The organism is Bacillus sp. FSL K6-1005 (assembly GCF_038000225.1).
In the GTDB taxonomy this organism is placed as follows: domain Bacteria; phylum Bacillota; class Bacilli; order Bacillales; family Bacillaceae; genus Bacillus; species Bacillus mojavensis.
Genome location: NZ_JBBOBP010000001.1, coordinates 2,255,219 through 2,278,260, shown reverse-complemented (window position 1 = coordinate 2,278,260; position 23,042 = coordinate 2,255,219). Strand labels below are relative to the sequence as shown.

Below are 23,042 nucleotides of genomic sequence, written 5' to 3'. Positions count from 1 at the left end.
TGCGGAGGCTGTTTTGCTTTGGATAAAATGAAAAACCGGAAGGGCGGCAGATGAAATGAAATCAACGCTGATTGTAGGGGCGGATGAATTTTTCGGCCTTTCTTTATGCGAGCGAATGATGGATGAAGGCATATACGTCGATGTCGTTTTGGCTGAAACAGATGATGAAAGCAGACAAATGTACTTAGAGGAAAGACTCATGTGGCTTGGGAGAAATGAGCACTTTCGGAAGCTCGAGCACATTGAGGATCAATTATATGATACAATTTGTATCCAATATGGCAGCGGCTTTTTGCCTTTGGATCAATATAAATCAGCTTATGTTTTGGTATATGAACAAGACCGAAAAGAGTGGGAGAAACGTGAAAAGACAGGTTCAGAAAAAGCGGTGATTCTTCCGAAAATGTATGGGCCGTGGAAAGAAGAACAGGAGGAAGAGGGCTTTTATACAGAAGATGTAGCTGAAGAGCTTTTGAGATTCCTGCTAGACCCCGGCCGTGATCCTGTCGAAAGTTCCATTTTTGATTTGCAAATCACTAAAAAAACCTCCAAAGATGAAGCGAAAACAAAAATTCTCGAGTGGAAAAGACAATTTCCATCAATTTTCGACAAATATTAAGAAAAACCTTCCATGTTTCGAGTTTTCTAGATACAATAAACATATCATTTTAATACATGTTATAGCTTGTCAAAAAGGAGTTGAACATGACTTGATCACAAGGCTTGTCATGATCTTTTCTGTCCTCCTTTTATTAAGCGGATGTGGACAAACTCCGTTTAAAGGAAAAATTGAGAAGGTCGGCATGCTCTTTCCTGATACGATTAATGACCTCGTATGGGGCACAAAAGGGTATAAAGGATTATTGAATATACAGTCTAAATACAATGTGGACGTCTACTATAAAGAAGGCGTAAAAACAGATGAAGATATTATAAATGCGATTGAAGATTTTCATAAGCGCGGCGTCAATCTCCTCTTTGGCCATGGAAGTGAGTTTGAAGAAGTATTTAACTTGGTCAGTGAAGACTATCCGGATATGCAGTTTGTGATTTCAAATGCAAAAGCAAAAGCGGACAATGTCACAAGCGTCCATCTCAGCGGGGAAGCAATCGGCTTTTTCGGCGGAATGACTGCTGCCCATATGTCAAAAACCAATCAGGTCGGTGTTATCGCTTCTTTTACATGGCAGCCAGAAGTTGACGGCTTTATAAAAGGGGCTAAGTATGAAGATCCTAATATAGAAGTGAATACAAAATATACGGATCACTGGGATGATGATTCGACTGCGGTTAACCTTTATCAAAAAATGAAGAACGAAGGCGCGGATGTTGTGTATCCTGCCGGAGACGGGTATAATGTTCCTGTCATTCAGCAAATCAAAAAAGACGGCCTATATGCGATCGGCTATGTCACAGATCAATCCGATCTTGGCGAGAACACCGTGTTAACCAGCACGGTGCAAAATGTGGACAAGGCTTATGAAATCATAGCTGAGCAATTCGACAAAGGCACTTTAAAAGGCGGCGATCACTATTACGATCTGAAAAGCCGAGTTGTCGAAATGGGAACCTTCAGTCCGCTTGTGGACAAAGACTTTCAGAAAAAAATCGCCAAACTGGTCAAAATGTATAACAAAACAGGTGAACTGCCAAAAAACGAGTAACGGAGTGACGTCACATGCAGCACGAAAAATCACTTGAGTTTTTGCAAATCGCAATGAAATATCTGCCTGAAGCGAAAGAGCAGCTGGAAAAATCGGGAATAGAGCTGTCGATGGAGGCCATTCAGCCGTTTATGAATTTATTTACAACGGTAATGGCGGAAGCCTACGAGCTAGGTAAATCCGACGCGAAATCTGAAACCGAATAAGAAGAAGCCACTTTCTCGAAAGTGGCTTTTCACATGATTTTCTTTTTAATAGCGGATACCATAGGTGCGAGCTCCTTCAGAGCGGGTTTGATTTGATCGAGAGAGTTCATAATCGAACCGATTTGGTTCATGATATACATGTAATCAATCGTCTCTTCTTCGTTTGTCGGGGAAACCTCCTCCTCCTGCACTTCTTCTTTTTCTGTTTTTTGTTTGGCGTTATCGCCGAACATCATTTTTGAAAACACATCCACCTGCATACGCCTCCTTTTCCATATACCATACTCTATGAGTAAGTTGAACTGATAGTTTAGACGAATATATTGCCATGTGAAAAAAAATAGGATAGAATTAGTACCTGATACTAATAATTGATCATAACCTGATTGATCTTCTAAATTAACTATATAAAGGAGTCTTCCCTTATGAAAGCTGGAATACTTGGAGTTGGACGTTATATCCCTGAGAAGGTTTTAACAAATCATGATTTAGAAAAAATGGTTGAAACTTCTGACGAGTGGATTCGTACAAGAACAGGAATAGAAGAAAGAAGAATTGCCGCAGATGACGTATATTCATCACATATGGCTGTTGCAGCAGCAAAAAAAGCGCTGGAACAAGCTGAAGTGTCCGCTGAGGATCTCGATATGATTCTCGTTGCGACTGTCACACCTGATCAGTCATTTCCTACAGTTTCTTGTATGATTCAAGAGCAGCTCGGCGCAAAGAAAGCATGTGCCATGGATATCAGCGCGGCTTGTGCAGGCTTTATGTACGGGGTTGTAACCGGCAAACAATTTATTGAATCCGGAACCTATAAGCATGTCCTTGTTGTCGGTGTAGAAAAGCTCTCAAGCATTACAGACTGGGAAGACCGCAACACAGCCGTTCTGTTTGGCGACGGAGCGGGCGCTGCGGTAGTCGGGCCAGTCAGTGATGACAGAGGAATTCTTTCATTTGAACTAGGAGCAGACGGCACAGGCGGTCAGCACTTGTATCTGAATGAAAAAGGACATACAATCATGAATGGACGTGAAGTTTTCAAATTTGCGGTCCGCCAAATGGGTGAATCATGCGTAAATGTCATTGAAAAAGCAGGGCTCTCAAAAGAGGACGTCGACTTTTTGATTCCGCATCAGGCGAACATCCGCATCATGGAAGCTGCACGTGAGCGTTTAGAGCTTCCTGTCGAAAAGATGTCTAAAACAGTTCATAAATATGGAAACACTTCTGCCGCATCCATTCCTATTTCTCTTGTAGAAGAATTGGAAGCCGGTAAAATCAAAGATGGCGATGTGATCGTCATGGTAGGATTCGGCGGAGGATTAACTTGGGGCGCCATTGCAATCCGCTGGGGCCGATAAAAAAAGGTGAGGTGCACACAAGATGAGTAAAAAAAGAGTAGTTGTTACAGGACTCGGAGCATTGTCTCCGCTTGGCAACGACGTTGATACAAGTTGGAATAACGCAATCAACGGTGTGTCCGGAATTGGTCCGATCACTCGTGTTGATGCTGAAGAATATCCGGCTAAAGTAGCCGCTGAATTAAAAGACTTTAATGTTGAAGATTACATGGACAAAAAAGAAGCAAGAAAAATGGACCGTTTTACTCAATATGCGGTTGTCGCTGCGAAAATGGCGGTTGAAGACGCAGGTCTTAAAATTACTGATGAAATCGCGCCGAGAGTCGGTGTTTGGGTTGGTTCCGGAATCGGAGGACTTGAAACGCTTGAGTCTCAATTTGAAATCTTCTTAACAAAAGGCCCAAGGCGGGTAAGCCCGTTTTTTGTGCCGATGATGATTCCTGATATGGCGACAGGCCAAATTTCTATTGCTTTAGGAGCAAAGGGAGTTAACTCTTGTACGGTAACTGCATGTGCAACAGGGACAAACTCTATCGGTGACGCGTTTAAAGTCATTCAGCGCGGCGATGCAGACGCTATGATCACAGGCGGAACAGAAGCGCCGCTGACTAGAATGTCATTCGCTGGCTTCAGTGCCAACAAAGCGCTTTCTACAAATCCGGATCCGAAAACAGCAAGCCGTCCGTTTGATAAAAACCGTGATGGATTCGTCATGGGTGAAGGTGCGGGAATTATCGTTCTTGAGGAACTTGAGCACGCACTTGCACGCGGCGCTAAAATTTACGGAGAAATCGTCGGTTACGGCTCGACGGGAGACGCTTATCATATCACAGCGCCTGCCCAAGACGGCGAAGGCGGAGCGAGAGCGATGCAAGAAGCCATTAAAGATGCGGGCATTGCGCTTGAAGAGATTGACTATATCAATGCTCACGGCACAAGCACATATTACAATGACAAATACGAAACAATGGCGATTAAGACTGTTTTTGGCGAGCATGCCTACAAACTTGCGGTAAGCTCTACAAAATCTATGACGGGCCACCTTCTAGGCGCGGCGGGCGGTATTGAAGCCATTTTCTCTATCCTTGCCATTAAAGAAGGCATGATCCCGCCAACAATCAATATTGAAACGCCTGACGAAGAATGCGATTTAGATTATGTGCCTGGTGAAGCACGCAGACAAGATCTCAGCTATGTTCTCAGCAACTCACTGGGATTCGGCGGACATAATGCAACGCTCATCTTCAAAAAATATCAGTAATCATGACGCCAAACCGGCTGCCCTAAAAGGGTATCCGGTTTTTTTCGTACGCATAGGATAAAAAAGAGGAGGCGATAGCATGAGCGTGGAACAAACATACAAATGGTTTGAAAAAGCCGCTTCAATAGATGATCTGGCGCATTACATTGTCCCGCACTTTTCAGGAACGGAGAAAGAAGACTGGAAAGGCATCTTGAGACATTTGCAGCATCACGGAATGTTTAAAAACATAGAAGAGGGAATAAGCACGTCTTCCATTCTGAAAGAAAAAGGACTTTTTCAGCATATACAAAAAGAGGAGCAGTATCTCAAAAAGAAGTGGCAAGGACCTGACGTGCCAATCGTAGCACTTCCGGTTGATGAACGAAACAGAAGAATCCGTTTAGAATTCGGATCAAAATCAGGGCTCGCCTTTCCTGATAAAATGTTTCTCTTTTTCTCGTCAGATATCGAATTATCCTCGGTGTCAGCCCTTATGACACATGAATATCATCATGTTTGCCGGTTAGATCATATGACTAAAGAGGAAAAAGACGTCACATTACTTGATACAATCATCATGGAGGGGTTGGCAGAATATGCTGTTTATGAGAGGTTAGGCCAGAGCCAAACGGCTGACTGGACCAACTGGTATACCCCTCTGCAGCTTGAAGTTTTTTACGAAAAAAAGATTGCGCCCTATTTGAACATCAAACGGGAACATCGATTGTTCGATCAGCTTTTATACGGCAAAGGATACCATCCGAAAATGCTTGGATATGCAGTCGGATTCAATATTGTAAAAAAATATTTAACAGAGAACAAAGCCAATACAGCAGACGGGCTGTCCATCTCTCCTGAAACCTTTTTGAAAGCAACGCTTTAATAGAATAAAATAATGGAATTTCGTTAATAATATTACATTTATCCTAAAAAATTCTTGATTTTGCAAAATGATTGTAATAATATACAACTATAAAATTTTTCGATAATTCAATATTATTTATTATTTCTGAATAAAGGGATTACTTTCTCTTGAAAACGTTTGACGACAAGAGGGGGAAAGGGGAGCTAGCATGAGCACACTTTTAGAAGTGAACAATTTAAAGACTTATTTTTTTAGAAAAAAGGAGCCGATCCCTGCGGTGGACGGAGTCGATTTCTACATCAAAAAAGGCGAAACCGTCGCGCTTGTAGGCGAATCCGGCTCCGGCAAAAGTATTACTTCATTGTCTATTATGGGTCTTGTCCAGAGCTCAGGCGGAAAAATCATGGACGGTACGATTAAACTCGAAGACAAGGACCTCACCTCATTCACTGAAAATGACTATTGCAAAATCCGCGGAAACGAAGTATCCATGATCTTTCAAGAACCAATGACCTCCCTTAATCCGGTGTTAACGATCGGAGAACAAATTACCGAAGTGCTGATTTACCATAAAAACATGAAGAAAAAAGAAGCGTATCAAAGAGCCGTCGAACTCTTGAAGATGGTTGGGTTCTCAAGAGCGGAGCAAATGATGAAGGAATATCCGCACCGTCTATCTGGCGGAATGAGACAGAGGGTAATGATCGCCATCGCGCTCAGCTGTAATCCAAAACTGCTGATTGCCGATGAACCGACAACGGCGTTAGACGTGACGATACAAGCCCAAGTGCTGGAGCTAATGAAGGATCTCTGCCAGAAGTTTGATACGTCAATTTTGCTGATTACACATGACTTAGGTGTTGTATCGGAAGCAGCCGACAGAGTGATTGTCATGTACTGCGGACAAGTCGTAGAAAATGCCTCAGTCGATGAGTTATTTTTAGAGCCCCTTCATCCTTATACAGAAGGACTGCTTATGTCGATTCCCGTCATAGATGGAGAGATTGATAAATTAAATGCGATTAAAGGCAGCGTGCCGACACCAGATAATCTGCCGCCGGGGTGCCGTTTTGCTCCAAGGTGCCCAAAGGCCATGGATAAATGCTGGACCCATCAGCCTTCGCTTTTGACACACAAAAGCGGAAGGTCAGTGAGATGCTTTTTATATGAGGAAGAAGGTGCCGAACAATCATGACAGCAGCTAATCAGGAAACAATTTTAGAACTTCGGGACGTGAAAAAATATTTCCCGATCCGCTCAGGCTTTTTTCAAAGAAAAGTTGGTGATGTAAAAGCGGTGGACGGTGTTTCGTTTTCCTTAAAAAAAGGAGAAACACTCGGAATTGTTGGAGAATCGGGTTGCGGAAAATCGACTGCCGGCCGGACGATGATCAGGCTGTACAAACCGACTGAAGGCCAAATTTTCTTTAAGGGGCAGGATATTTCCAATCTGTCAGAGGAGAATTTACGAAAAAACGTCCGCAAAAATATCCAGATGGTCTTTCAAGATCCATTCGCTTCGCTGAATCCAAGAAAAACGCTGCGTTCTATTATTAAGGAGCCTTTTAACACGCACCATATGTACACGATGCGAGAACGAAATGAGAAAGTCGAAGAGCTGCTTGCGAGAGTAGGTCTTCATCCGTCGTTTGCCTCCCGCTATCCTCATGAATTTTCCGGCGGACAGCGTCAGCGGATCGGCATTGCGAGAGCCCTCACGCTGAATCCGGAGCTTATCATTGCAGACGAACCGGTTTCTGCACTTGATGTATCGATTCAGGCCCAGGTCATCAACTTAATGGAAGAATTGCAGGAAGAATTTAATCTGACGTATCTATTTATCTCTCATGATTTAAGTGTCGTCCGCCATATCAGCGACAGAGTCGGGGTAATGTACCTTGGCAAAATGATGGAACTGACCGATAAGCACGAGTTATATGACAATCCGCTCCACCCATACACCCAAGCACTTTTATCATCTGTCCCGGTTACAAGAAAAAAAGGATCTGTCAAACGCGAACGCATCGTCCTGAAAGGAGAACTGCCCAGCCCAGCCAATCCGCCAAAAGGCTGTGTTTTCCATACGAGATGTCCCGTTGCAAAACCAATATGCAAGGAACAAATACCAGAATTCAAAGAAGCTGCTCCCAGCCATTTTGTGGCTTGTCACCTTTATAGCTAACTGTCGCCCGCACAGCTTTGAGAGGGGGTATGCATACTACATAAACAGCAGCTAAGAAGAACGACCATTTCAAGAGGGGGAATATGGAATGAAAAGACGTAAAACCGCACTGATGATGCTAAGTGTATTGATGGTGATGGCCATCTTTTTATCGGCCTGCTCGGGATCAAAATCGAGCAGCAGCAGTGAGAAAAAATCAAACGGAAAACCGCAGCAAGGCGGGGATTTGGTTGTGGGTTCAATCGGTGCTCCGACACTTTTCAACTCATTATATTCAACTGATGAATCGAGTACGGATATTGAACAAATGATTTATAGCTTTTTAACAAAAACAGATGAAAAATTAAATGTCAAAATGTCATTGGCTGAGAGTGTCAAAGAGCTGGATGGCGGACTGAAATATGATGTAAAAATCAAAAAAGGCGTGAAGTTCCATGACGGAGAAGAACTTACTGCCGACGATGTAGTATTTACGTTTAACATCCCGCTGAACAAGGATTACAAAGGTGAGCGCGGCTCTAACTTTGAGATGCTGAAGTCAGTAGAGAAAAAGGGAGATTACGAGGTTTTATTTACCCTGAAATACAAAGACCCTAACTTCTATAACAATACGTTGGACAGCTACGGCATTCTTCCTGAGCATATTTTAAAAGATGTACCTGTTGCGCAGCTTGAAGATAATGAATTTAACAGAAAAAATCCGATCGGCTCAGGGCCTTTCAAATTTAAAGAATGGAAAGATGGACAATACGTGAAGCTCGTTGCCAATGATGATTACTATGACGGGCGTCCGTATTTAGACAGTGTGACGTATAAAATCATTCCTGATGCCAATGCTGCGGTTGCCCAGCTTCAAGCGGGGGATATTGATTTCTTTAACGTTCCGTCAACTGATTATAAGACAGCTGAATCGTTTAATAATGTCAAGGTTGTAACAGACTTGGCGCTGAGCTATTCATATATCGGCTGGAATGAGAAAAACGAGCTCTTTAAAGACAAAAAAGTGCGCCAGGCGCTTACCACTGCGTTAGACCGTGAAACGATGGTTGAAACTGTATTGGATGGCGACGGAGAGGTCGCTTATATCCCGGAAAGTCCGGCTTCCTGGAACTATCCGAAAGGCGTAGAAGTGCCTAAATTTAAATACAATGTGAAAAAAGCGAAGAAGATGCTGAAAGAAGCCGGCTGGGAAGATACTGACGGTGACGGCATCTTAGATAAAGACGGCAAAAAATTCGAGTTTACCCTGAAAACGAACCAAGGAAATAAGGTGCGTGAAGATATTGCAGTTGTTGTTCAAGAGCAGCTGAAGAAAGTCGGTATTAAAGTAACGCCGCAAATCGTGGAATGGAGTGCGCTTGTTGAGCAAACCAGCGCCCCTAATTGGGACTATGACGCAATGGTATTAGGATGGAGCCTGTCCACATTCCCGGATCATTACGATATTTTCCATTCAAGCCAGTCTGAAAAAGGCTTAAATAACATGTGGTATAAAAATCCAGAGGTCGATAAACTTCTGAAAGCTGCAAAATCGATCAGTGACCGTGAGGAATACTCTAAAGCCTATGAGAAGATTTACCAAAAGCTTGCTGAAGATCAGCCGTACACCTTCCTTTATTATCCGAACAACCATATGGCGATGCCAGCTAACTTAGAGGGTTATGTGTATCATCCGAAACGTGAACTATATCAGATTGAAAAATGGTGGCTTGCCCAATAATTTTCCCTTGAAGGGGAGGGAGCGAATTTCCTTCCCCTTCTATATTGAAAAAGAACCACAAAGGGGACAAGAATATGGTTACATATATCATTCGAAGAACATTAGCTTCAATTCCTATCTTATTAGGAATTACAATTTTGTCTTTTGTCATTATGAAAGCGGCTCCCGGAGATCCGATGACGCTTATGATGGACCCTACCATCAGCCAGGCAGACAGAGAGCAGTTTATTGAAAAATATGGCCTGAATGACCCGGAATACGTTCAATATTTAAAATGGCTCGGCAATATGGTTCAAGGGGATTTCGGGACGTCCATTATCAGAAAAGGAACGCCTGTTTCAGAGCTGATTATAGCAAGGCTGCCTAACACACTCCTCCTTATGCTGGTGTCGACGATTTTGGCGCTGATCATTTCAATCCCATTTGGCGTGATTTCTGCAAAAAAACCTTATTCAAAACTGGATTATGGCATTACATTTACTTCATTTATCGGTTTAGCCATTCCGAACTTTTGGTTCGGTCTGATTTTAATTATGGTGTTTGCTGTGAACCTCGGCTGGTTCCCAACTGGGGGAGTCGCTACTCTTAACACAGATTTTAGCTTATTAGACCGGATTCATCATTTGTTATTACCCGCATTTGTGTTAGCTACGGCAGATATGGCTGGCTTAACGAGATATACAAGGTCAAACATGCTTGATGTGTTAAATCAAGACTATATCCGAACAGCCAGATCAAAAGGCTTTAAAGAAAATCGCGTGCTATTTAAGCATGGCTTGCGGAATGCGCTATTGCCTGTTATTACGATCTTCGGTTTAATGATTCCCTCATTTATCGGCGGAGCGGTTGTTGTAGAGCAGATTTTCACTTGGCCGGGGCTGGGAAAACTGTTTGTCGATTCAGCATTCCAGCGTGATTATCCGGTTATTATGGCAATGACCGTAATTTCGGCAGTGCTTGTCGTGATCGGAAACCTCATTGCAGACATCCTTTACGCGATTGTTGATCCGCGGATCGAATATTAAGAGGAGGGAAACAGAGATGTCAGAGCTGCAAACAACTCCCTCGCCGGAGATCAGACTAAAAGAAAACATTTCGAAAAAACCAGAGACGATGACCAAGATCTTCTGGGAGAAATTCTCGAAAAACAAGCTGGCCATTCTAGGTGCCGTCATTCTATTTATCATTGTTATGTCGGCTGTTTTCGCTCCTTTGATTGCACCTTACCCCCAAGAGCAGCAAAGCCTGCTTGATAAGTATAAAGCGCCGGGCCTTGAACATTTAATGGGAACGGATAAATTCGGCCGCGATATTTTCAGCCGGATTTTGTATGGAGCGCGAGTCTCTTTATTGGTCGGTTTTGCTTCTGTAGTCGGTTCTATTTTAATCGGAACTGTATTAGGGGCGTTAGCAGGTTATTTCAGAGGATTAGTCGACGCTGTCATTATGCGTTTAGTCGACATTGTATTATCCATTCCGGATATTTTCTTGCTGATCACGCTGGTTACCATTTTCAAGCCTGGCGTGGACAAACTAATTTTAATTTTCTGTCTCACCGGCTGGACAACAACGGCACGATTGGTAAGAGGAGAGTTTCTATCGCTTCGTTCAAGGGAATACGTTCTGGCTGCTAAAACAATCGGAACGAAGACGCACAAAATTATCTTTTCACATATTCTCCCCAATGCGTTAGGACCGATTATTGTGTCAGCAACATTAAAGGTAGGCTCAGTCATTCTCGCTGAGTCCGCGCTGAGCTACTTAGGCTTCGGGATTCAGCCGCCAATCGCAAGCTGGGGAAATATGCTTCAAGACGCACAAAATTTCACGGTGATGATTCAAGCATGGTGGTACCCATTATTTCCCGGGCTATTTATTTTAATTACTGTGCTGTGCTTCAACTTTGTCGGAGACGGTTTGCGGGATGCTCTTGATCCTAAAAATATTAAATAAAATGAAAATCTTGTTCGTTAGAAAATGTAACGAATTCCTGAAGTAAGCAGATTTCCTTTGTCAGAAAATATACGAGGAAGTCTGCTTTTTGTGATCATAACAGAAACCCAGTTATTCCAGATTTCCTCAATCTCTATGGAATAATTTCTCTGCACCTTGCCTATACTGTGGACAACAGTTTTTATAAAGTGAGGGGTTAGAGATGTTATTTCTTCATGATGTGTGGGTCAATTGGTTTGAAGGGGAAGAAAATGGCTACAATGTATGCCACTTTCATGAATGGCGCAAGGAAGATACGGTTGAGCTTTTGGATCAGGTGCCTCTCTTAAGGGTGCCGTCAGTATTGTTTCATTACATAGAAAACGATTTGTCAGAGCTTCCGAAAGATTTGCTTGAAGAGGTTCATCAAAAATCGTACATCCGCAAAAATCATGAACGCACAAAGCTGGAGTATTGTTTTGTTGTGACAGACGGAATCGGCATTTTGGCTGTTGATACAATCGGCTACACGATCCCTGTCAGAAAAAGCCGCCTTATCCCGCGGCAGGAGCAGCTTGTGTATGAAATGGTGAAAGATGTAGAGCCGGAAACGTATGAATTTGAGCCGAAGAAGCTGGAGTCCTCAAAAGAATATCATATCTTATCATTGGCACCAGAGCACGTCAGAGGATTAACGAGAAAAGAGCGGCAAATTAAGCAGCTTATGTTTATGGCGCTGGATCAATTAAAAGGGCTGAAAAACCGTGCGGAGATCGGCTACTGGTACACAGAGTGGAACCCGCATATGTATGAACAAATCAAACGGATGAGCTTTGAAGAGATTTGGGACATGCTGTATAACGAAACAATTGAAGGCTGGTCGGACAAGCATTTGGCTTTTTGCGAAAATCTGATCAAAGGACAGCCTTTTTTCGAGAAGCTTTGGGAAATGGAAAATGAATCAAAGGTAAACTAAAAAAAGCCGCTCTTTGCAAATCGCAAGAGCGGTTTTTTGATTAGCGTCTTTTTCGGCCAAGACCCATGGCGTTTTCCATTTTTTTGAGCATTTTGTTCGCTGTCCGGTTCGCCCGCTCAGCGCCTTCATCAAGAATCCGGTCTAATTCTTCGGATTCAATCAGTTCATGATAACGGTCTTGAATTGGCTTCAATGCACCGACTACCACTTCTGCCAAATCACCTTTGAACTCGCCATAGCCTTTTCCTTCGTATTTCGCTTCAAGCTCTTCAATCGTCGTATTGCCGAGAATTGAATAAATCGTAAGTAGATTGGAAACGCCAGGTTTGTTTTCTTTATCAAATTTTACAATACCTTCAGAATCTGTCACAGCGCTTTTGATTTTCTTTTCAAGCTGCTTTGGTTCGTCCAGCAATGTTATAAAAGATTTCTGGTTCGGATCAGATTTACTCATTTTCTTCAGCGGGTCAGTCAGAGACATGATCCGAGCGCCTACTTTTGGAATCTTCACTTCGGGAATTGTAAAGATGTCGTTATATTTTTTGTTAAATCGCTCTGCAAGGTTTCGTGTCAGCTCAAGATGCTGCTTTTGATCCTCGCCGACAGGCACAAGATCTGTACCGTACAGCAGAATATCTGCAGCCATCAGCGGCGGGTATGTTAACAGGCCCGAGACAACTGCTTCTTTTCCATTTGACTTGTCCTTAAATTGAGTCATTCGCTCAAGCTCGCCGATATAAGCGACGCACTGCATCATCCAACCGGCCTGTGCATGTGCGGGAACCTCTGATTGAATAAACAGCGTTGCCTTTTCAGGGTCGAGACCGACAGCTAGATAAAGCGCCGCCAAACTGCGGATATTTTTTCTCAGCTGAAGCCGATCCTGAGGAACTGTGATTGCATGCTGGTCTACGATGCAAAAATAGCTGTTATAATCATGCTGGAGTTCGACAAACTGCTTCATTGCACCGATGTAGTTGCCGAGTGTAACGGAACCGCTCGGCTGGATGCCTGAAAAAATCGTCTGTTTCATTGGAAAATCAACCTCATTTCTTAAAACATAATAAAAAAGGCTCATTCTTCCCCTGTAAAAAAGGGACGAATGAACCGTGGTACCACCCTGATTATTCCATTAAAATGGAATCACTCTGGCGTTTGTAACGGAGACTGCTCCGGCTGAGCCTACTTTTTGGTTCGGTCAGCTGCTCCAAAGTCCATTCCACATTGCCCGTTATCTGCTCCCAGCACCGCAGACTCTCTTCAAACGGGTGAAATGTGTACTACTCTTTTTCATAGCAAGCTTTTCTTTTGATTGCTTCATTATAAATCAATTATAACCAATTGTCATCCTGAAAAAACATTCTTTTTGCATGAAAATTGTAATGATATAAATAATAGAACAGCCGTAAATCGCCCAAATGATAACTGCTCTCAGCGGTTAAACAGCTAGATATTATATGTATAAAGCAATATGGATTGGAAACTCCTACAATAGTTTTTAATCAATTTATGCTTTAAACGGTAGAAGGATATCGCGTTATTGGCAGAAAAACTAACGAAGTTTAAAAATTTTAAATTGATAAAATAATATTGCAATAAAGAATTTGTTTCATTATAATGAACTTGTTCACTCTATTGTTACAGCTTTTTTACAAAAATAATCAGAAAAGACGGAACAGAATAAAAGTTATGCAAATTCAGGTTCATTTGTCTGATATTTCTGAGGATTTAGCCGTAAGGAGCTGAAAAATGATTATTAGGGGGTTTGTGGATATGAAAAAACGTTGGTCGATTGTCACGTTAATGCTCATTTTCACTCTCGTACTGAGCGCATGCGGCTTTGGCGGCAGCGGTTCAAACGGTGATGGGAAAAAAGACAGCAAAGGGAAGACAACTCTTAACATTAATATTAAAACTGAGCCGTTCTCCTTACATCCGGGATTGGCAAATGACTCGGTATCAGGCGGTGTTATCCGTCAGACTTTTGAAGGATTGACACGTATTAATGCAGATGGTGAGCCTGAAGAAGGCGCAGCCTCTAAAATTGAAACAAGCAAAGATGGAAAAACCTATACGTTTACGATTCGTGATGGTGCAAAGTGGTCAAATGGCGACCCTGTCACAGCGCAAGATTTTGAATATGCATGGAAATGGGCGCTTGATCCTAATAACGAATCACAATACGCTTACCAGCTCTACTACATAAAAGGTGCTGAGGCGGCAAATACCGGTAAAGGCAGCCTTGATGATGTGGCAGTGAAAGCTGAAAACGATAAAACATTAAAGGTTGAACTAAACAACCCGACTCCATACTTCACTGAATTAACAGCATTTTATACTTATATGCCGATTAACAAAAAGATTGCAGAGAAAAACAAAAAATGGAACACAGATGCCGGAGATGATTACGTGTCAAACGGACCATTTAAGATGACGGCATGGAAACACAGCGGATCTATCGATCTTGAAAAGAATGATCAATACTGGGATAAAGACAAAGTCAAACTGAAGAAAATCAATATGGTTATGATCAACAACAACAATACGGAACTGAAAAAATTCCAAGCTGGTGAACTTGATTGGGCCGGTATGCCGCTCGGACAGCTTCCGACTGAATCTCTGCCTAGCTTGAAAAAAGACGGTTCTTTACATGTTGAGCCGATTGCAGGTGTGTATTGGTACAAATTTAACACTGAAGCGAAGCCGTTAGACAACATAAATATCCGTAAAGCTTTAACATATGCAATTGACCGCCAATCGATTGTTAAAAACGTTACACAAGGTGAGCAAATCCCGGCTATGGCCGCAGTTCCGCCGACAATGAAAGGATTTGAAGATAACAAAGAAGGCTACTTCAAAGACAACGATGTCAAAACGGCAAAAGAATACCTTGAAAAAGGCCTGAAAGAAATGGGCTTAAGCAAGGCATCTGACCTGCCGAAAATCAAATTATCTTATAACACTGATGATGCACATGCAAAAATCGCTCAAGCAGTGCAAGAAATGTGGAAGAAAAATTTAGGCGTTAATATTGAGCTTGATAACTCAGAATGGAATGTATATATTGATAAGCTTCACAGCCAAGATTATCAAGTCGGCCGTATGGGCTGGCTTGGCGACTTCAACGATCCGATTAACTTCCTTGAGCTGTTCCGTGACAAAGACGGAGGAAATAACGATACCGGCTGGGAAAATCCAGAATTCAAAAAGCTTCTGAACCAGTCACAAACTGAAACAGATAAAACAAAACGTGCAGAGCTGCTGAAAAAAGCAGAGAATATTTTCATTGATGAAATGCCGGTTGCCCCAATCTATTTCTACACTGATACATGGGTACAGGATGAAAACCTAAAAGGTGTTATCATGCCAGGTACTGGTGAGGTTTATTTCAGAAACGCATATTTTAAATAAGGCTTTATCTGAAAATAAAAGACCTCAAGGTATATGGGGAAAAAAGCCCCATATACCTTTCTTTCTTACTGATGGAATATAAAAAAAGTAAAAACCATGGAGGTGTTCCCCCTTGCTAAAATATATCGGAAGACGTTTAGTCTATATGATCATCACATTATTTGTGATTGTAACCGTGACATTCTTCTTAATGCAAGCAGCACCGGGCGGGCCATTTTCAGGTGAGAAAAAGCTTCCGCCTGAAATTGAAGCAAACTTAAATGCGCATTATGGCTTGGACAAGCCGCTGTTTGTACAATATGTAAGTTATTTGAAATCAGTTGCAATGTGGGATTTCGGACCGTCATTTAAATATAAAGGTCAGAGTGTCAATGACCTGATCAGTTCAGGTTTCCCCGTTTCATTCACTCTTGGAGCAGAAGCTATTCTCCTCGCTTTAGCATTAGGTGTATTGTTTGGGGTCATTGCAGCCCTTTACCATAATAAGTGGCAGGATTATACCGTCGCGATTTTAACGATCTTTGGTATTTCAGTTCCGAGCTTTATCATGGCGGCTGTGCTGCAATATGTGTTCTCCATGAAGCTTGGGCTGTTTCCGGTCGCGGGGTGGGAGTCCTGGGCATACACCTTTCTGCCTTCCATCGCTCTTGCTTCCATGCCGATGGCGTTTATTGCCAGACTTTCCCGTTCAAGCATGATCGAAGTGTTAAACAGTGATTATATTCGCACAGCGAAAGCAAAAGGACTGTCACGTCCTGCAGTTACAGTGCGACATGCCATCCGAAACGCGCTGTTGCCTGTCGTTACATATATGGGCCCTATGGCCGCTCAAGTTTTAACCGGAAGCTTTATCATTGAAACCATTTTTGGTATACCGGGGCTTGGTGCACACTTTGTTAACAGTATTACAAACCGTGATTATACAGTCATTATGGGTGTAACTGTGTTCTTCAGTGTCATCCTGCTTTTATGTGTATTAATCGTAGACGTGTTATACGGCATTATTGATCCAAGAATCAAGCTTTCCAAAGCAAAGAAAGGAGCCTAGGCCATGCAGAACATTCCAAAAAACATGTTTGAACCAGCCGCAGCGAATGCCGGCGATGCTGAGAAAATAAGTAAAAAGAGCCTTTCCCTCTGGAAAGATGCGATGCTACGTTTCCGCAGCAATAAGCTTGCGATGGTCGGGCTTGTTATTATTATTCTCATTATTCTAATGGCGATTTTTGCACCTATTTTCTCAAAATATGATTATTCGACTACCAATCTCTTAAATGCGGATAAGCCGCCTTCAAAAGATCACTGGTTCGGGACTGATGATCTTGGAAGGGACATTTTCGTCCGTACATGGGTAGGTGCCCGAATTTCAATCTTTATCGGTGTCGCAGCCGCTGTTCTTGACTTGCTGATTGGTGTGATTTGGGGCAGTATTTCAGGGTTCCGCGGAGGCAGAACAGATGAGATTATGATGCGTATCGCAGATATCCTTTGGGCTGTTCCTTCTTTATTAATGGTTATCCTGCTGATGGTCGTTCTTCCGAAAGGGCTGTTAACGATTATTATTGCCATGACGATTACGGGCTGGATTAACATGGCCAGAATCGTCCGCGGCCAAGTGCTGCAGCTGAAGAATCAGGAATACGTGCTTGCGTCGCAGACACTCGGGGCAAAAACATCCCGTCTGCTGTTTAAACATATCGTGCCGAACGCAATGGGCTCTATTTTAGTCACGATGACACTAACTGTTCCAACCGCGATTTTTACAGAAGCCTTTTTAAGCTATTTAGGACTTGGTGTTCCGGCTCCTCTTGCAAGCTGGGGAACGATGGCTTCTGACGGATTGCCTGCATTGACCTATTATCCGTGGCGTTTGTTTTTCCCTGCCGGTTTTATCTGCATTACCATGTTTGGTTTTAACGTTGTCGGCGACGGATTAAGAGACGCATTGGATCCTAAGTTACGTAAATAAGGGAGTGATACGGGTGACACGCCTATTAGAAGTAAAAGATTTAGCGATTTCATTTAAAACATACGGCGGAGAGGTCCAGGCGATCCGCGGAGTGAATTTTCATCTGGATAAAGGCGAAACATTGGCAATCGTCGGGGAGTCAGGCTCTGGAAAAAGTGTGACATCTCAAGCAATCATGAAGCTGATTCCGATGCCCCCGGGTTATTTTAAACGCGGTGAGATTTTATTTGACGGCAAGGATTTAGTGCCGCTTTCCGAAAAAGAGATGCAAAATGTACGGGGGAAAGAGATCGGAATGATATTCCAAGATCCGATGACCTCTTTAAATCCGACAATGAAAGTCGGCAAGCAAATTACAGAAGTGCTTTTTAAACACGAAAACATTTCAAAGGAAGCTGCGAAAAAGCGTGCTGTTGAGCTGCTGGATTTAGTAGGTATCCCAATGCCGGAAAAACGGGTCAACCAATTTCCGCACGAGTTTTCAGGCGGGATGAGACAGCGTGTCGTCATTGCGATGGCACTTGCGGCGAATCCGAAGCTGTTAATTGCCGATGAGCCGACAACTGCTCTTGACGTGACCATCCAAGCACAGATTCTTGAATTGATGAAAGAATTGCAAAAGAAAATTGATACGTCCATCATCTTTATCACTCACGATCTCGGTGTTGTTGCTAACGTAGCCGACAGGGTTGCCGTGATGTATGCGGGACAGATTGTAGAAACCGGAACGGTAGACGAAATTTTCTACGATCCGAGACATCCGTATACTTGGGGGCTACTGGCGTCTATGCCGACACTTGAAAGCTCAGGAGACGAACAGCTGACAGCAATCCCTGGCACGCCGCCTGATTTGACAAATCCTCCAAAAGGAGATGCCTTTGCGCTCCGGAGTCCATATGCGATGAAAATTGATTTTGAACAGGAGCCGCCAATGTTTAAGGTTTCCGATACTCATTATGTGAAATCGTGGCTGCTTCATCCTGATGCGCCAAAGGTAGAGCCGCCTGAAGCGGTTAAAGCGAAAATGCGGACGCTGGCGAATACGTATCAAAAACCTGTCTTAGTGAGAGAAGGTGAATAAATTGAGTGAGAAACTATTAGAAATCAAACATTTAAAACAGCACTTTGTTACGCCGAGAGGAACGGTTAAAGCCGTAGATGACCTGTCGTTTGATATCTATAGGGGCGAAACATTAGGTCTGGTTGGTGAATCCGGCTGCGGTAAATCGACAACAGGCCGAAGTATCATTCGGCTATACGAAGCAACCGATGGCGAGGTGCTGTTTAACGGTGAAAATGTTCACGGTAAAAAATCCCGTAAAAAGCTGCTCGAATTCAACCGCAAAATGCAAATGATTTTCCAGGACCCATATGCATCGCTGAATCCGAGAATGACAGTCGCAGACATTATTGCAGAAGGCCTTGATATTCATAAGCTGACGAAAACGAAGAAAGAGCGTATGCAGCGGGTTCATGAGCTCCTGCAAACAGTCGGTTTAAACAAGGAGCATGCCAACCGTTATCCGCATGAATTTTCCGGCGGTCAGCGGCAAAGAATCGGGATTGCGAGAGCTCTTGCTGTAGATCCGGAATTCATTATTGCAGATGAGCCAATTTCCGCTTTGGATGTATCCATTCAAGCGCAGGTCGTGAATTTAATGAAAGAACTGCAAAAAGAAAAAGGGCTCACATACCTGTTTATTGCCCACGATTTATCGATGGTCAAATACATCAGCGACCGTATCGGAGTGATGTATTTCGGTAAGCTGGTTGAGCTTGCGCCGGCAGATGAACTTTACGAAAACCCGCTACACCCGTATACAAAATCATTGCTTTCTGCCATTCCGCTTCCTGATCCGGATTATGAGAGAAATCGTGTCCGCCAAAAATACGATGTATCCGTGCATCGGTTAAAGGATGGAGAAAAGATGGAATTCCGTGAAGTAAAACCAGGTCATTTTGTTATGTGCACGGAAGAAGAATTTAAAGCCTATTCATAAGTTGAAAATCCTTCAAAACAAATGTTTTGAAGGATTTTTTATATAGGATGATAGAAAGTAAGAGTCACATCTTTTACAATTAAAGGAAAAACGGAGGCGGACACTATTCAAATTCTTCGTCAGAAAAATGTCTTTGCACTGCTTCTGTCGCAATCTCTGCAATCTTTAGCTGGAGTCCTGGTGACAATCGTTTTAATGGTAAGGGTCTATCAAATGACCGACTCTGTCTTTTTTTCGGGTCTTATTTTATCCTTCATGTCGTTTGCAAGTGTTGCGGCAAGCTTTTGCATTTCGGGTGTACTCCATAAGCTTGGTTTTAAAAAGGTGCTTGCCGGTGCAAGTCTGCTGAGAGCGGTCTTTGCATTGCTAATCGCATACAGTGTCAGCCAAGATGGAATTGCCTTCTATATCATGACGCTGCTGTTTGTTTTTTGTTTTTCATTTTCTGGCGCCTTTTTTCAGCCGGCAAGGTTCGCGCTGCTGCCTGTTATTGTTTCAAAAGAGCATTACGTGAAAGCAAACGGTGTGATTTCACTCGCTAATCAATTGTTTTTAACAGCTGGCTGGGGACTTGGAGGTCTTCTGACATTTGCTGCACCTTTTGAGTTTGTTGTCGGCAGTGCCATTTGCCTGTTTGTCTTTTCCGGAGCTGTCATCAGCCTGCTTCATGTGAACGATGCAAGAACGAAAAGAACAGCTGAAACAGCATCTGCAAGAAGTGTATGGAAGGATTTGATGACAACCCCGATTGTAAGAGACATCACTGCAATGGACATGATAGAAGCTCTTGCCGGCTCAGTTTGGTCATCCGCTATTCTTTTGGCTTTTACAGTGGCGGTTCTGCATGAAACAGAAGTGTGGTGGGGAATCTTTAACGCTTGTTATTTTATTGGTGCTATGATCGGCAGTGTCATCGCCATCCATTTTTCTGCATGTTTTGAGCAAAATATGGGGTACGCGATTATATTCAGCTCACTTGTGATGGCAGTGCTGACATTCCTCTTTGCGGTTTCTCCCTTGCCGTTTTTATGCGCCCTGGCTTGCGCGGCGATGGGCCCTTTTTATCAAGTCAGAGATATATGTCAGGAAACCGTATTGCAGGAGGTCATTCCGGCACATAAGCGCATCGGGATAATGGCTGCCAAAAACGCGCTGTTGACTCCTTGGTCTGGTGTTACCTATTCCATCATGGGGCTGCTGACTGATGCTGCCGGTGCAAAAACAGCTTTTATTTCGGCGGCTGTATTATATGGCATGACTTTTTTGATTGCGTTGGCGCAGCCCGGCCTGTGTCATTACAAACGGGAGAGACACGCGAATTGAGCATGATCAAACATCTCCGTTGGAACGACGAATTGCCTTACTTGCTGAAAAAAAATGAAACCATGCGGAAAGTTCGTACGTCTTTATAGATGTAAGGCTGTTTAAACAAGAAGAAATGGGGTATATCTAAAAGTATGAAGACAACGAACTCATAAGGAGCAAATCAATGAACTGGTACGAAAAGCTTAGCGAGTACTTTCCAATTGAAGAATTGAAATCAAAAGCGCATATGGAAGCTCTTTTGAAAGAGCGAAGCGATATTTATCATAAAGATGAAGGCAAGCATCATATTTTAATGTTTGCGGAATTTGAATCTTTTATCTTCGTTGATTATCTGTATGTATCAAAAGATGCAAGAGGGCAAGGGCTTGGCGGCAAACTGATTGCCAAGCTGAAAAAGAAAAATAAGCCGATATTGCTTGAGGTGGAGCCTGTGGATGAAGATGATGCTGATACAGAAAAACGCCTGAGATTCTATCAAAGAGAGCATTTTAAGCATGCTCAGTCAATTGGGTACCGGCGCCGGTCATTGGCTACGAATGAAGTCAATAAGATGGAGATTCTGTACTGGTCACCGAAAACAGAATCAGAAGAAGAGATTCTTGAAGCCATGAAACAGACATATGAAAACATTCATACTTATAAAGATGAGAAATGGTACGGGGAATCATACGAAAAAACGGATGAAGTCCTGACACTCATTGATGAAGAAAAGCAAAAAAATATTTTCGATGAGTTAAGCTAATTGAGAATGCAAACACATGAATAAAATAAAATTTGCTGGATTGACACATTTTTTTCTTAGGACACTGTTCACACTTACTTTTTTATAGTATAATACCTATAAAGATTCCTTTTTTAGAGTAATTTCAATTTAAGAATAAAATAGATGTTCATCCTACTAATTAGAGGAGTGAAGATGAATGGTTACATTATACACATCACCAAGCTGTACTTCATGCAGAAAGGCGAGAGCGTGGCTCGAGGAGCATGAGATTCCGTACGTAGAAAGAAACATTTTCTCTGAACCTTTATCAATTGATGAAATAAAACAAATCTTAAGAATGACTGAGGACGGAACAGATGAGATCATCTCAACCCGTTCAAAAGTATTCCAAAAATTGAATGTGAACGTTGAATCAATGCCGCTGCAAGACTTGTACCTCTTGATCAACGAGCACCCAGGTTTGCTTCGCCGTCCGATCATCATCGATGAAAAACGTTTGCAGGTAGGATACAACGAAGACGAAATCAGACGTTTCTTGCCAAGAAAAGTCCGCTCTTTCCAATTAAGAGAAGCACAGCGTTTGGCAAACTAATAGATCGCACGTTAAAAAGAAGGCTGAGACATCAGCCTTCTTTTATTTTTCAACCTGCTGATAATAAATGCTGGCAAGGATCACAAAGACGACAGTTAAAATGGGGAGAAGCGCTTCAACCGTGCCGTGCTGAGCCATAAAAAAAGACAGCTTTTGATCCCGGACAATCATTTCTCCGCCTGTATAAGCCAATAATCCGCTTCCCACATAAATCAATAACGGTATTTTCTCAAGCGCGATGTGGATGAGTTTGCTGCCCCAAATTATAACCGGCACCGATACACACAGACCAATCATAACGAGAGAAAGCTCACCGTGCGAAGCTCCTGCGACAGCAATAACATTGTCCAATGACATAAACAGGTCTGCGAGTACAATCGTTCGTATGGCTTTCCATAGAGAGGTGCTGCTTTTGACGTGCTGGGCGTCTTTTTTTTCAATTAATAGCTGGTATCCCAAATATAGAAGGAATATTCCCCCGGTACATTGCAGGAAAGGAATATTCAAAAGATAAACCGCTGCACTTGTTAATCCGATTCTCATCGCAACGGCGATAAATGTTCCGAGAATAATGGCTTGCTGTCTTTGCTTGTCCGGCAAATTTCGGCTGGCCATGGCGATCACGACTGCATTATCGCCGCCGAGAATCAGATCAATTCCGACGATAAGCAGCAGTGAAATCAGATAGTCATGCTCCATGCATCGGCACCTCGCTTTCGTTCCATCGCTTGTACCACTAATATATGAAGCGGGACGCAATTTATGATAGCGGTGCCGGAAGACAAGCCATTTTTTGGGCGAAGATGCATTTTTATTTCTTTTGTGACTGATTTATCATAAAATAGAAATACAAAGGAATTCACACTTCC

Annotated in this window: 23 protein-coding genes and 1 other annotated feature; of the genes, 20 read left to right on the top strand and 3 right to left on the bottom strand. The window is 42.8% G+C overall.

Annotated features, from left to right (window positions below; translation table 11 throughout):
• Nucleotides 1–55: 55 nt before the first annotated feature.
• The 3 genes from NST16_RS12030 (at nt 56) to comZ (ending at nt 1,870) form a co-directional block, all read left to right on the top strand.
• Nucleotides 56–619, top strand: coding sequence for a hypothetical protein (locus NST16_RS12030; RefSeq protein ID WP_340886871.1), 564 nt, complete (start codon nt 56–58; stop codon nt 617–619).
• A gap of 91 nt (nt 620–710) precedes the next feature.
• Entirely contained in the window at nt 711–1,664 is a 954-nt protein-coding gene (locus NST16_RS12025) for a BMP family ABC transporter substrate-binding protein (RefSeq protein WP_010333730.1), read from the top strand.
• A gap of 14 nt (nt 1,665–1,678) precedes the next feature.
• Entirely contained in the window at nt 1,679–1,870 is a 192-nt protein-coding gene (gene comZ / locus NST16_RS12020; RefSeq protein ID WP_003224559.1) for a ComG operon transcriptional repressor ComZ, read from the top strand.
• 29 nt (nt 1,871–1,899) lie between these two features.
• Here comZ and NST16_RS12015 read toward each other — a convergent pair whose 3' ends face one another.
• Nucleotides 1,900–2,130, bottom strand: a complete 231-nt coding sequence (locus tag NST16_RS12015) for a hypothetical protein (RefSeq protein ID WP_081638273.1) — start codon at nt 2,128–2,130, stop codon at nt 1,900–1,902.
• Between the two features lie 165 nt (nt 2,131–2,295).
• On the opposite strand from NST16_RS12015, the gene fabH reads away from it, so the two are divergent.
• The 9 genes from fabH (at nt 2,296) to NST16_RS11970 (ending at nt 12,151) form a co-directional block, all read left to right on the top strand.
• Nucleotides 2,296–3,234: a beta-ketoacyl-ACP synthase III gene (gene fabH, locus NST16_RS12010; RefSeq protein WP_010333732.1), complete on the top strand. Its 939-nt coding sequence runs from the start codon at nt 2,296–2,298 to the stop codon at nt 3,232–3,234.
• 22 nt (nt 3,235–3,256) lie between these two features.
• Nucleotides 3,257–4,495, top strand: coding sequence for a beta-ketoacyl-ACP synthase II (gene fabF / locus NST16_RS12005; protein WP_340886862.1), 1,239 nt, complete (start codon nt 3,257–3,259; stop codon nt 4,493–4,495).
• A gap of 79 nt (nt 4,496–4,574) precedes the next feature.
• Entirely contained in the window at nt 4,575–5,360 is a 786-nt protein-coding gene (locus NST16_RS12000) for a DUF2268 domain-containing protein (RefSeq protein WP_340886859.1), read from the top strand.
• A gap of 190 nt (nt 5,361–5,550) precedes the next feature.
• Nucleotides 5,551–6,537, top strand: a complete 987-nt coding sequence (gene appD / locus NST16_RS11995) for an oligopeptide ABC transporter ATP-binding protein AppD (RefSeq protein ID WP_268504856.1) — start codon at nt 5,551–5,553, stop codon at nt 6,535–6,537.
• Nucleotides 6,534–7,523 carry an oligopeptide ABC transporter ATP-binding protein AppF gene (appF, locus tag NST16_RS11990; protein ID WP_029441207.1) on the top strand — a complete coding sequence of 330 codons (990 nt, stop codon included), beginning with the start codon at nt 6,534–6,536 and terminating at the stop codon, nt 7,521–7,523. Before appD ends, appF begins: the two co-directional genes overlap by 4 nt.
• A gap of 88 nt (nt 7,524–7,611) precedes the next feature.
• Nucleotides 7,612–9,243 carry a peptide-binding protein gene (locus NST16_RS11985; RefSeq protein WP_010333737.1) on the top strand — a complete coding sequence of 544 codons (1,632 nt, stop codon included), beginning with the start codon at nt 7,612–7,614 and terminating at the stop codon, nt 9,241–9,243.
• 74 nt (nt 9,244–9,317) lie between these two features.
• On the top strand, nt 9,318–10,268 hold the full coding sequence (locus NST16_RS11980; protein WP_229147842.1) for an ABC transporter permease: 951 nt from the start codon (nt 9,318–9,320) through the stop codon (nt 10,266–10,268).
• 16 nt (nt 10,269–10,284) lie between these two features.
• Nucleotides 10,285–11,196 (top strand): oligopeptide ABC transporter permease AppC, encoded by a 912-nt coding sequence (gene appC, locus NST16_RS11975; protein WP_268446768.1) that lies wholly within the window; start codon nt 10,285–10,287, stop codon nt 11,194–11,196.
• Between the two features lie 202 nt (nt 11,197–11,398).
• Nucleotides 11,399–12,151: a YjbA family protein gene (locus NST16_RS11970; RefSeq protein ID WP_029441208.1), complete on the top strand. Its 753-nt coding sequence runs from the start codon at nt 11,399–11,401 to the stop codon at nt 12,149–12,151.
• A gap of 40 nt (nt 12,152–12,191) precedes the next feature.
• Here NST16_RS11970 and trpS read toward each other — a convergent pair whose 3' ends face one another.
• On the bottom strand, nt 12,192–13,184 hold the full coding sequence (gene trpS, locus NST16_RS11965; protein WP_010333741.1) for a tryptophan--tRNA ligase: 993 nt from the start codon (nt 13,182–13,184) through the stop codon (nt 12,192–12,194).
• A 58-nt stretch (nt 13,185–13,242) separates the two neighbouring features.
• Nucleotides 13,243–13,454 (bottom strand) — a binding site (T-box leader).
• 470 nt (nt 13,455–13,924) lie between these two features.
• On the opposite strand from trpS, the gene oppA reads away from it, so the two are divergent.
• From oppA to spx, 8 genes are all read left to right on the top strand, one after another.
• Nucleotides 13,925–15,562, top strand: a complete 1,638-nt coding sequence (gene oppA / locus NST16_RS11960; protein WP_010333742.1) for an oligopeptide ABC transporter substrate-binding protein OppA — start codon at nt 13,925–13,927, stop codon at nt 15,560–15,562.
• Nucleotides 15,563–15,674: 112 nt separating this feature from the next.
• Nucleotides 15,675–16,610, top strand: a complete 936-nt coding sequence (gene oppB / locus NST16_RS11955) for an oligopeptide ABC transporter permease OppB (RefSeq protein ID WP_003239289.1) — start codon at nt 15,675–15,677, stop codon at nt 16,608–16,610.
• A 3-nt stretch (nt 16,611–16,613) separates the two neighbouring features.
• Nucleotides 16,614–17,531 (top strand): oligopeptide ABC transporter permease OppC, encoded by a 918-nt coding sequence (oppC, locus tag NST16_RS11950; protein WP_010333743.1) that lies wholly within the window; start codon nt 16,614–16,616, stop codon nt 17,529–17,531.
• Between the two features lie 4 nt (nt 17,532–17,535).
• Entirely contained in the window at nt 17,536–18,612 is a 1,077-nt protein-coding gene (oppD, locus tag NST16_RS11945) for an oligopeptide ABC transporter ATP-binding protein OppD (protein ID WP_229147844.1), read from the top strand.
• 1 nt (nt 18,613) lies between these two features.
• A complete protein-coding gene (gene oppF / locus NST16_RS11940) occupies nt 18,614–19,531 on the top strand; it encodes an oligopeptide ABC transporter ATP-binding protein OppF (RefSeq protein ID WP_326330440.1) in 918 nt (305 codons plus the stop codon).
• 105 nt (nt 19,532–19,636) lie between these two features.
• On the top strand, nt 19,637–20,854 hold the full coding sequence (locus tag NST16_RS11935; RefSeq protein ID WP_340888352.1) for an MFS transporter: 1,218 nt from the start codon (nt 19,637–19,639) through the stop codon (nt 20,852–20,854).
• Nucleotides 20,855–21,020: 166 nt separating this feature from the next.
• A complete protein-coding gene (locus tag NST16_RS11930; protein ID WP_010333747.1) occupies nt 21,021–21,599 on the top strand; it encodes a GNAT family N-acetyltransferase in 579 nt (192 codons plus the stop codon).
• Nucleotides 21,600–21,777: 178 nt separating this feature from the next.
• A complete protein-coding gene (spx, locus tag NST16_RS11925; protein ID WP_010333748.1) occupies nt 21,778–22,173 on the top strand; it encodes a transcriptional regulator Spx in 396 nt (131 codons plus the stop codon).
• Nucleotides 22,174–22,215: 42 nt separating this feature from the next.
• Here spx and NST16_RS11920 read toward each other — a convergent pair whose 3' ends face one another.
• Nucleotides 22,216–22,872, bottom strand: coding sequence for a TerC family protein (locus NST16_RS11920; protein ID WP_168747421.1), 657 nt, complete (start codon nt 22,870–22,872; stop codon nt 22,216–22,218).
• Nucleotides 22,873–23,042: the final 170 nt, after the last annotated feature.

What these genes read in the sequence shown, in the direction of transcription:
- NST16_RS12030 (WP_340886871.1), top strand. Translation starts at nt 56, where the DNA reads ATGAAATCAACGCTGATTGTAGGGGCGGATGAATTTTTCGGCCTTTCT.
- comZ (WP_003224559.1), top strand. Translation starts at nt 1,679, where the DNA reads ATGCAGCACGAAAAATCACTTGAGTTTTTGCAAATCGCAATGAAATAT.
- NST16_RS12015 (WP_081638273.1), bottom strand. Translation starts at nt 2,130, where the DNA reads ATGCAGGTGGATGTGTTTTCAAAAATGATGTTCGGCGATAACGCCAAA.
- fabH (WP_010333732.1), top strand. Translation starts at nt 2,296, where the DNA reads ATGAAAGCTGGAATACTTGGAGTTGGACGTTATATCCCTGAGAAGGTT.
- fabF (WP_340886862.1), top strand. Translation starts at nt 3,257, where the DNA reads ATGAGTAAAAAAAGAGTAGTTGTTACAGGACTCGGAGCATTGTCTCCG.
- NST16_RS12000 (WP_340886859.1), top strand. Translation starts at nt 4,575, where the DNA reads ATGAGCGTGGAACAAACATACAAATGGTTTGAAAAAGCCGCTTCAATA.
- appD (WP_268504856.1), top strand. Translation starts at nt 5,551, where the DNA reads ATGAGCACACTTTTAGAAGTGAACAATTTAAAGACTTATTTTTTTAGA.
- appF (WP_029441207.1), top strand. Translation starts at nt 6,534, where the DNA reads ATGACAGCAGCTAATCAGGAAACAATTTTAGAACTTCGGGACGTGAAA.
- NST16_RS11985 (WP_010333737.1), top strand. Translation starts at nt 7,612, where the DNA reads ATGAAAAGACGTAAAACCGCACTGATGATGCTAAGTGTATTGATGGTG.
- NST16_RS11980 (WP_229147842.1), top strand. Translation starts at nt 9,318, where the DNA reads ATGGTTACATATATCATTCGAAGAACATTAGCTTCAATTCCTATCTTA.
- appC (WP_268446768.1), top strand. Translation starts at nt 10,285, where the DNA reads ATGTCAGAGCTGCAAACAACTCCCTCGCCGGAGATCAGACTAAAAGAA.
- NST16_RS11970 (WP_029441208.1), top strand. Translation starts at nt 11,399, where the DNA reads ATGTTATTTCTTCATGATGTGTGGGTCAATTGGTTTGAAGGGGAAGAA.
- trpS (WP_010333741.1), bottom strand. Translation starts at nt 13,184, where the DNA reads ATGAAACAGACGATTTTTTCAGGCATCCAGCCGAGCGGTTCCGTTACA.
- oppA (WP_010333742.1), top strand. Translation starts at nt 13,925, where the DNA reads ATGAAAAAACGTTGGTCGATTGTCACGTTAATGCTCATTTTCACTCTC.
- oppC (WP_010333743.1), top strand. Translation starts at nt 16,614, where the DNA reads ATGCAGAACATTCCAAAAAACATGTTTGAACCAGCCGCAGCGAATGCC.
- NST16_RS11930 (WP_010333747.1), top strand. Translation starts at nt 21,021, where the DNA reads ATGAACTGGTACGAAAAGCTTAGCGAGTACTTTCCAATTGAAGAATTG.
- spx (WP_010333748.1), top strand. Translation starts at nt 21,778, where the DNA reads ATGGTTACATTATACACATCACCAAGCTGTACTTCATGCAGAAAGGCG.
- NST16_RS11920 (WP_168747421.1), bottom strand. Translation starts at nt 22,872, where the DNA reads ATGGAGCATGACTATCTGATTTCACTGCTGCTTATCGTCGGAATTGAT.